Origin of the sequence: Pseudomonas sp. NFPP25 (genome assembly GCF_900116505.1) — a bacterium.
In the GTDB taxonomy this organism is placed as follows: Bacteria; Pseudomonadota; Gammaproteobacteria; order Pseudomonadales; family Pseudomonadaceae; genus Aquipseudomonas; species Aquipseudomonas protegens.
Map to the genome: position 1 here is coordinate 450,976 of NZ_FPBG01000002.1, position 8,628 is coordinate 459,603.

The 8,628-nt window shown below is 64.6% G+C and carries 9 protein-coding genes; 6 read left to right on the top strand and 3 right to left on the bottom strand.

The genetic code is table 11. The features are described 5' to 3' along the window. Positions 1-108: 108 nt before the first annotated feature. Both BM382_RS09065 and BM382_RS09070 read left to right on the top strand, forming a co-directional pair. Complete coding sequence (locus BM382_RS09065; RefSeq protein WP_072442658.1) at positions 109-993, top strand: MBL fold metallo-hydrolase; 885 nt, start codon at positions 109-111, stop codon at positions 991-993. A gap of 69 nt (positions 994-1,062) precedes the next feature. After that, a complete protein-coding gene (locus BM382_RS09070) occupies positions 1,063-1,677 on the top strand; it encodes an NAD(P)-dependent oxidoreductase (RefSeq protein WP_015636794.1) in 615 nt (204 codons plus the stop codon). 104 nt (positions 1,678-1,781) lie between these two features. Here the strand turns inward: BM382_RS09070 and BM382_RS09075 are convergent, their stop codons facing one another. Beyond that, on the bottom strand, positions 1,782-2,663 hold the full coding sequence (locus BM382_RS09075) for a LysR substrate-binding domain-containing protein (protein WP_011063067.1): 882 nt from the start codon (positions 2,661-2,663) through the stop codon (positions 1,782-1,784). Positions 2,664-2,822: 159 nt separating this feature from the next. On the opposite strand from BM382_RS09075, the gene BM382_RS09080 reads away from it, so the two are divergent. Both BM382_RS09080 and BM382_RS09085 read left to right on the top strand, forming a co-directional pair. Further along, positions 2,823-4,460 (top strand): 5-guanidino-2-oxopentanoate decarboxylase, encoded by a 1,638-nt coding sequence (locus BM382_RS09080; protein WP_011063066.1) that lies wholly within the window; start codon positions 2,823-2,825, stop codon positions 4,458-4,460. After that, positions 4,457-5,905 (top strand): aldehyde dehydrogenase family protein, encoded by a 1,449-nt coding sequence (locus BM382_RS09085; RefSeq protein WP_019092979.1) that lies wholly within the window; start codon positions 4,457-4,459, stop codon positions 5,903-5,905. The genes BM382_RS09080 and BM382_RS09085 overlap by 4 nt, the downstream gene beginning before the upstream one ends. 7 nt (positions 5,906-5,912) lie before the next feature. Here the strand turns inward: BM382_RS09085 and BM382_RS09090 are convergent, their stop codons facing one another. Further along, complete coding sequence (locus BM382_RS09090; RefSeq protein WP_019092978.1) at positions 5,913-6,842, bottom strand: AraC family transcriptional regulator; 930 nt, start codon at positions 6,840-6,842, stop codon at positions 5,913-5,915. Between the two features lie 330 nt (positions 6,843-7,172). Here BM382_RS09090 and BM382_RS09095 point away from each other — a divergent pair, with 330 nt between their 5' ends. Beyond that, positions 7,173-7,538, top strand: a complete 366-nt coding sequence (locus BM382_RS09095; protein ID WP_011063063.1) for a putative quinol monooxygenase — start codon at positions 7,173-7,175, stop codon at positions 7,536-7,538. Positions 7,539-7,547: 9 nt separating this feature from the next. Further along, a complete protein-coding gene (locus BM382_RS09100; RefSeq protein ID WP_041119660.1) occupies positions 7,548-7,820 on the top strand; it encodes a hypothetical protein in 273 nt (90 codons plus the stop codon). 9 nt (positions 7,821-7,829) lie between these two features. Here BM382_RS09100 and BM382_RS09105 read toward each other — a convergent pair whose 3' ends face one another. Then, complete coding sequence (locus BM382_RS09105; RefSeq protein WP_011063061.1) at positions 7,830-8,459, bottom strand: flavin reductase family protein; 630 nt, start codon at positions 8,457-8,459, stop codon at positions 7,830-7,832. Positions 8,460-8,628: the final 169 nt, after the last annotated feature.

An 8,628-nucleotide genomic window follows, 5' to 3' on the forward strand; every position in this document is an offset into this window, starting at 1 on the left:
GCCCGCTTTCAGAAACAAACTATGTTCAAGCATCGCATTTTTTGTAACGAGTCTGGCAACTAAGCTCTGTCCATCCCAACCCAGCCAACAGATGCCGGAGCTGCCCTCATGATCGGATTCACTTCACTCAAACGCTTGCTGCTGGCCACTGCCACCCTGGGCTTTGCCGCCCATGCCGCGGCCGCCGAGCCGACCCTGAGCCTGGATGTCTACAACCCGGGCGCCAACGCAATCTTCCCGGTGACCTCGGTGCTGGTCAGCGGCAAGAAGGACGCGATCCTGGTGGACGCCCAGTTCGGCAAGTCCCAGGCCCAGCAACTGGTGGACAAGATCCGCGCCAGCGGCAAGCACTTGACCACCATCTACATCAGCCATGGTGACCCGGACTACTACTTCGGCCTCGACACCCTGACCGCCGCCTTCCCCGACGCCAAGGTGGTGGCTTCGCAGCCGACCGTGGATCACATCAAGGCCACGGTGGATGGCAAGCTGGCGTTCTGGGGCCCGAAAATGGGCGCTGACGTACCGGCCAAGACCATCGTGCCGGGCGTGCTCAAGGGCCACAGCCTGACCCTGGAAGGGCAGAAGCTCGACGTCATTGGCCTGGACGGCAAGCAGCCGGACCGCAGCTTTGTGTGGATCCCGTCGATCAAGGCGGTGGTCGGTGGCGTGGTGGTCGCGGAAAACATCCACGTGTGGATGGCCGACACCCAGACCCCGCAGTCCCATGCGGACTGGCTGGCTACCCTCAAGACCATCGACAGCCTGCAACCCAAGACCGTGATCCCCGGGCACTTCCTCGGTGACAGCGCGCGTTCCCTGGCCCCGGTGCACTTCACCGCGGACTACATCAAGGCCTTCGACGAGGAAACCGCCAAGGCCAAGGATTCCGCCGAGCTGATCGAGGCCATGAAAAAGCGTTACCCGGACCTGGGCGAGGACAGCTCCCTGGAGCTGAGCGCCAAGGTCGCCAAGGGCGAAATGAAGTGGTGAAAACGGTTTGACCCGCTCCCTTGTGGGGGCGGATGCCTCTGTACTCTCTTAGCCAACTGGAGACATGTCATGAGCAAGATCGCAATCATTGGTGCCACCGGCCGTGCCGGTAGCCAACTGCTGGAAGAAGCCCTGCGTCGCGGCCACAGCGTGACCGCCATCGCCCGCAACACGGCGAAGATCGGTCCGCGTGCCGGCGTGGTCAGCCGCGATGTGGATGTGGCCGACAGCGCCGCGCTGCAAGCGGCAGTGGCCGGTCACGATGTGGTGATCAGCGCGGCGCATTTTTCCAGCATCGCTGCCAATGCCATCATCGACCCGGTGAAAAAGGCCGGGGTCAAGCGCCTGCTGGTGGTAGGCGGTGCCGGTTCGCTGTTGCTGCCGGGTGGCAGCAAGGTCATCGATAGCCCGGGCTTCCCGGAGGAATACAAGGCCGAAGCCAGCGCCGGCGGGGTGTACCTGGAGACCCTGCGCAAGGAGCAGGACCTGGACTGGACCTTCCTTTCGCCATCGGCGGAGTTCGTCGAGGGTGAGCGTACCGGGCACTTCCGCCTGGGCCAGGACGACCTGCTGGTCAGCGCAGAGGGCCGTAGCTGGATCACTTTTGCCGACTACGCCATCGCCATGCTCGACGAGGTGGAAAAGCCCGCCCATAGCCGTCAGCGTTTCACCGTCGGCTACTGATCACTGGCCGATTGACCCGTTAGCCGCCTGTTGCAGGCGGCTAACGGGTTGTTCCGGCAAGCGTTGAAGGCCCCTCGCGGGGCTTTTCGCTGTCTGCCGGTATTTCAGCGCTGCCGGGCCTGTTCCACCAGCCAGTCCAGCAGTTCCTGCAGGGCCGGCGAAGGCCCCGGGCGCTCCGGGTACACCAGGTAATACGCCTGCCCTGTCGGCACCTTCAATTCAAAGGGCATGACCAGCCGCCCGGCACTCAGGTCATCGCCAATCAATGCCCAGTCGCCAATCGCCACACCTGTGCCCTGGGAGGCGACGGACATCGCCAGGTCCAGGGTCTCGAAGTGCTGGCCCTTGCCCAGGGTGTCCAGGGGCGTGCCAGCGGCCTTGAGCCAGGTTTGCCAGTCCCGCTGATCATGGGAGGGGTGCAGCAGCAGGTGCTGTTGCAGGTCTCTGGGGCTCGTCAGCGGCACCGGGCCTTCCAGCAGGGGCCGGGAACAGACCGGAGTCAGCTGTTCATTGAACAGGTGTCGCGAGCCCAGGGTCGGTGCCGGTGGCGCGCCGTACATGACCGCGGCGTCGAACGGCTCGCGGCCGAAATCCACGCCATGGGCAATGGTGGTGGTCAGTTGCACCGGCACATCGGGGCGCTCCTTCTGCCACTGCAGCAACCGCGGCAGCAGCCAGCGCATCACGCAGGTCGGGGCCTTGAGCCGCAGGTTGCGCTTCTGGCCGCCGATCTCGTCCACCGCGCCATTGATCATTTCGAACACCTGCTGCACCCGTGGCAGCCATTCCAGCCCCTCGGCCGTGAGGCTCAGGCCCCGGGCCTGGCGCAGGAACAACGGATAGCCCAGGTGACTTTCCAGCCCGGCGATCTGCCGGCTCACCGCTCCCTGGGTGATGTGCAACTGCTCGGCGGCGCGAGTGAAGTTGCAGCACTGGGCGGTGATCAGAAAAGTGTGCAGCGCGGGTAAGGGAGGAAGGCGTTTCATGGCTGGCCGAGGCATGACGTGGGGACATGGCTAGTATGACTTTTTATCCATTGTTGCGGCTACAGGCCCACCGTTCCAATAGCCCCTCTATCGGCGCCCGCAGGCGTTTTCCAGCCTGTGGCCGACGTGCGGTTTTCCTCCAATAAGAAGGGCGATGAGATGGCGACGTGCGGTGAAGTACTGGTCAAGCTACTGGAAGGTTATGGCGTCGAGCAGGTGTTCGGCATTCCCGGGGTACACACCGTGGAGCTGTATCGCGGCCTGGCCCGTTCGCCCATCCATCATGTGACTCCGCGCCACGAGCAAGGCGCCGGCTTCATGGCCGACGGCTACGCCCGAACCAGCGGCAAGCCCGGTGTGTGTTTCATCATCACCGGCCCCGGCATGACCAACATCACCACCGCCATGGGCCAGGCCTACGCCGATTCGATTCCCATGCTGGTGATCTCCAGCGTGCAGGCCCGTAGCCAGCTGGGGGGCGGGCGCGGCAAGCTCCACGAGCTGCCCAACCAGAGTGCGCTGGTCAGTGGCGTGGCGGCGTTTTCCCACACCCTGATGTGTGCCGACGAGTTGCCAGCGGTGCTGGCCCGGGCCTTTGCCCTGTTCCAGGCCGGGCGCCCACGCCCCGTGCATATCGAGATTCCCCTCGATGTGCTGGTCCAGGACGCCGACCACCTGTTGACCAGCGAGCCGGTGCAGATCGCCCGCGCCGGCGCCGCCCCGGCCGCTGTCGCGCAGATGAGCCAACTGCTGGCCAGTGCCAAGCGGCCGCTGATTCTCGCGGGCGGGGGCGCCATCGATGCCGCCCCGGCCCTGACCCGCCTGGCCGAGCTGTTGCAAGCGCCGGTGGCCCTGACCATCAATGCCAAGGGCATGCTGCCTTCGGCGCATCCGCTGCTGATCGGTTCCACCCAGTCCATGGTGGCGACCCGGGCCCTGGTGGCAGAGGCCGATGTGGTCTTGGCCATTGGCACCGAGCTGGCGGAAACCGATTACGACGTGACCTTCGCCGGTGGTTTCGAGATTCCCGCTACCCTGCTGCGTATCGATATCGATGCCGACCAGACCGTGCGCAACTATCCGCCGAAAGTGGCACTGGTGGCCGACGCCCGGATCGCTGCCGAAGCGCTGCTGGCGCAACTTGCCGGGCTGGAATTGGCAGCGCGTCGCAGCGACTGGGGCCAGGTCCGCGCCGCCGCCTTGCGCAGTGAGCTGAGCCAGCTCTGGGACGGCCCGACCCAGGCCCAGACCCTGTTTCTGCAGACCGTGGTCCAGGAACTGCCGGAGATTGTCCTCGTGGGCGACTCCACCCAGCCGGTGTACAGCGGCAACCTGACCTTCAACCCCGAGCAGCCACGACGCTGGTTCAACTCCTCCACCGGGTACGGCACCCTGGGTTATGCCTTGCCGGCGGCCATTGGCGCCTGGCTCGGCGGCGGTTCGCACGCCAGCCAGCGACGGCCGGTGGCCTGCCTGATCGGCGATGGCGGCTTGCAGTTCACCCTTTCGGAACTGGCCTGCGCGGTGGAGGCTCGCACCCCGATCATCGTCCTGCTGTGGAATAACCAGGGCTACGAAGAGATCAAGAAATACATGGTCAACCGCGCCATCGAGCCGGTGGGCGTCGACATCTACACCCCGGATTTCATTGCCGTGGCCAAGGGCCTGGGCTGCGCCGCCGAGCGCATCGACAGCGTCGAGCAACTGCGCGCGGCGCTGCGCTCGGCGGCGGATCGCCAGGGCCCGACCCTGATAGAGGTCGATCAGAACCGCTGGACCCAAGGAGTACAGGCATGAGCGCGCACCCCCTGTTGAACGGGCTGTACATCGACGGCCAATGGTTGGCGGGCAGCGAGCATCTGCAGGTGATCAACCCCAGCACCGAGGGCGTACTGGCCCAGGTTGCCGGTGGCGGTCCCGAGGCCGTGGAGCAGGCGCTGTGCGCTGCCAGCGCCGGCCTTGCGCGTTGGTCGCACAGCAGCGGGGCTGAACGTGCCGCGGTCCTGCGACGGATTGCGGCCGGGGTGGCCGAACGCCGGGAGCAACTGATGCACCTGCAGTCGAGCAACAACGGCAAGCCGCAGTTCGAGGCCGCCATGGATGTGGACGATGTGATTGCCACCTTCGAGTACTACGCCGGGCTGGCCGAAGGCCTGGATGCCGCTCAGGACGCCAACGTGGCACTGCCCAGCGAGGCCTTCAGTGCCCGCCTGCGCCGCGAGCCCTGTGGCATCGTCGGGCTGATCGTGCCGTGGAACTTCCCCATGGTCACCACCGCCTGGAAGCTCGCTCCGGCCCTGGCCGCCGGTTGCAGCGTGGTGCTCAAGCCTTCCGAAGTCACCCCTTTGCCGGAGCTGGAACTGGCGGCAATCATCGCCGGCAGCGGCTTGCCCCGGGGCGTGTTCAACCTGGTCTGCGGCACCGGCCTGGCGGTGGGCGCGCCCCTGGCAGCCGACCCGCGAGTGGCGAAAATCTCCTTCACCGGCAGCAACGCCGTGGGGGTCCAGGTGATGCAGCGCGCGGCGGAAACCGTCAAGGGCGTGAGCCTGGAGCTGGGGGGCAAGTCGTCGTTGCTGGTGCTGGCAGATGCCGATCTGGATCTGGCGGTGGAGCTGGCCTGTGGCGGCGGCTTCTTCAACGCCGGGCAGATGTGCTCGGCCACCAGCCGGGTGCTGGTGGCCGATGAGTTGGCCGATGAGTTCCTGTTGCGCCTCAAGGCCCGGGCCGAAGCCATTCGTGTGGCCGACCCGTTCGACCCCGAGGTGGAAATGGGCGCGCTGGTCAATCAGGCGCAATACCGGCGGGTGCAGGCCCATATCGAGGAAGGCTTGAATGTGGGGGCCAAGCTGGTCTGCGGCGGTGGCCGCCCGGCCGGCTTGCAGCAGGGGTATTTCATTCAGCCCACGGTGTTCACCGAGGTGCCGCTGGACAGTGCGCTATGGCGTGAGGAGATCTTTGGCCCGGTGCTCTGCGTACGCAGTTTCAGCAACGAGCAGCAGGCCATCGAAATGGCCAATGACAGCGAGTTCGGCCTGGTGGCCAGCGTAGTGGGAGCGGATGCAGCGCATGCCGAGCAAGTGGCCAATGCCCTGCAGGCCGGTCTGGTGTGGATCAATGCGCCACAGGTGATCTTTCCCCAGACGGCGTGGGGCGGCTACAAGCAGAGCAGCATTGGTCGTGAACTGGGGCCCTGGGGGCTACAGGCCTTTCAGGAAATCAAGCATGTGATCCGCGCTCGTTAGGCAGGCCTCAGCTGCTCACCCGCAGGCGCGCCATATCCCGCAACGGCGGCGCGCCGAACAAGCGGCTGTACTCGCGGCTGAACTGCGACGGGCTTTCATAACCCACCCGATAGCCCGCTACCGAAGCCTCCAGCCCTTCGGCCAGCATCAGCCGCCGGGCTTCTTGCAGGCGCAACTGTTTCTGGTACTGCAGCGGGCTCATGGCGGTCATGGCCTTGAAACGGTGGTGCAGGGTCGAGACGCTCAGGTTCACCTCCCGGGCCAGATCATCGATGCGCAACGGGTGCACGAAATTGCCGTTGAGCCACTTGATGGCCTGGTTGACCCGGTGGCCCTGGCTGTTGGCGGTGGCGATCTCATACAGGCGGTGGCCTTGGGGGCTGCGCAGCAGGCGATAGAGAATTTCCCGGCGTACCAGCGGCGCGAGCATGGCGATGTCTTTCGGGGTATCCAGCAGGCGGGTCAGGCGCAACACCGCGTCGAGCATTGCCGGGTCCAGGCGCTCCACGTACAGGCCGCGCCCGGTAGGCCGGGCGGGTACGCCGATGGGGCCGGCATCGGCAATCAATGCATTGATTTCCCCGGGGTCGATGTCCAGGCGCAAGGCCAGGATCGGCTCCTCTGGTGAAACGATCGCCACCTTGCCGCTCAGGGGGACGGAAACCGAGACCACCAGGTAATTCAAGGGGTCGTAGTTGTAGCTTTCATCGGCCAGGCGTACTTCCTTGCGGCCCTGGGCCATGATGCACAGCGCCGGCTGTGCCAGCACCGAACCGAATTGATGAGAGCTGCTGTGGCGCGAGACGAACAACGAGTCGATGGCCGTGGCGTAGCTGCCGTCCTCGGCGGTGTTGCGTGCAATGATCGCGGCCAGTTCCACGCGCTGCCGTTCCATCTCCGGGGCCAGGGGCGGTGGCGGGGTTTCCAGTGATGGCATGGGGCAGCCTCCGAGTGTTTGCAGTCGGCACAGCTTAAGTTTGTGCAAGAAGCGCGGGTAGGCGAATCCTGCGTAAAACTTGCCTGATCCTGCTGCTTGCGCGCGCGATAGGCAAGATCAGCCGATGCTCCTGAGCTTCACTTGCTTGAAACACCGTTGTCATGCTTTTGCCCAATGGCGCGGAGTCGGGGAAGGAGCAAAGGGCTTGTCGCAGGATTGGGCAAATCAACGGCAGAAATCGACTAACACGCGCGAGGGCCTGCCCCGTATCGTTGATCCTGTCGCAGCCCGTCCCATGGCTGCCTCGACAACACCCTGGGAGGGTCGCACATGTCCACGCATATTCCCGTCAGTCACATGGCCTTTGTCCGAGCCCGGGCCGGGCGTTCCAAGGAGCTGGGTGCGCGTTTGAGCAGCCTGATCGAACCGTCCCGCCAGGCCTGTGGTTGCCTGCATTTTGCCCTGCAGCATTCGCAGTGCGATGCCGACCTGTGGCTGGTGTCCGGTTTCTGGAGCAGCCAGCAGGCGATGACGGCCTATTTCAATTCCCCGGCCATGGCGATCTTTGCCGAGCTGGTGCAGGACCTGGTGGTCAACAGCCTGGATTTTCATACCTTCAGTACCGTGTCGGCGCTGCAAGCCCATGGCGAATATCCGCAACTACAGCAGGCGCCGGTGCACAAGCTGGCCAGTTGAAGGTTTAGAATGGCCGACTTTTCATTGGCCAGGACTCGCAACATGGCACGCAAAGAGTTTGCACACTACGAAGCAGTTTCCGCTGTGGTTCCAGGGGAGGGGGGATACAGCGCCGCCATCGCCGTCAAGGCTCTCGGCGCATCAAGCGCACCACGCTTTCATAAAGTCCTGGATGAGCAGAAATTCAAGACGGCGCATGACGCCGACCAGGCTGCCGCACAACAACTCGAACAGTTGGCCGACGTCGATCAGGACGGCGAATTGAGCTGGAAGAGCTACTGAGTCCAAGCGCTATTTGACTGCCCCCGGGCGGTGCATCCTGAACAGAGCCTCTGGCCCCAGTTGGAAGTAATCCGCCGGCCCGCCGCCGCGCAGAATCGGCTCTGCCGCGGCGGTGTCGTAGATCCCGTCCTTGAGCAGCCACTTGGCGATATGCACGGCGACCACTTCGCCGAGGATCAGCCAGCTCGGCACCAGTTCCTTGTCCGCCCGCTGCAATTGAATGATCTGGGTGACCTTGCACTCGAAGGACACCGGGCTCTCGGCTACCCGGGGCACGCTGATGACTTTCGACGCCACGGGGGTCAGGCCGGCCAGTTCGAACTCGTTTACCTCGGCCGGGACTGCGGCGCAGCTCTGGTTCATCTGCTCGGCCAGAGGTCGGGTGGCCAGGTTCCAGGCGAACTCGCCGGTCTGCTCGATATTGTTCAGGCTGTCTTTGCGCCCGACGCTGGAGAAACCGATGATCGGTGGAATGTAGTTGAAGGCGTTGAAAAAGCTGTAGGGCGCCAGGTTCAGGCGACCCTCGCGATCCTGGGAAGAGATCCAGCCGATGGGGCGCGGGCCGACGATGGCATTGAACGGGTCGTGGGGCAGGCCGTGGCCTAGGGCAGGTTGGTAAAAGTGGATATCGTCGGGCATGGCTCAAGGTTCCTGCTTGGGGCGAGTTAAGGGCGTCATAGTGCAGTGCGCAATCGCCCAATTCCAGCGTCCTGGCCCTTGAGCGTTCCACGCTGTGGGTGTTTTCCCCTGGCCAGAAACGACTAAGCCCGGCCAAGGCCGGGCTGTGGTGTCAGGTGCATCAATCAGC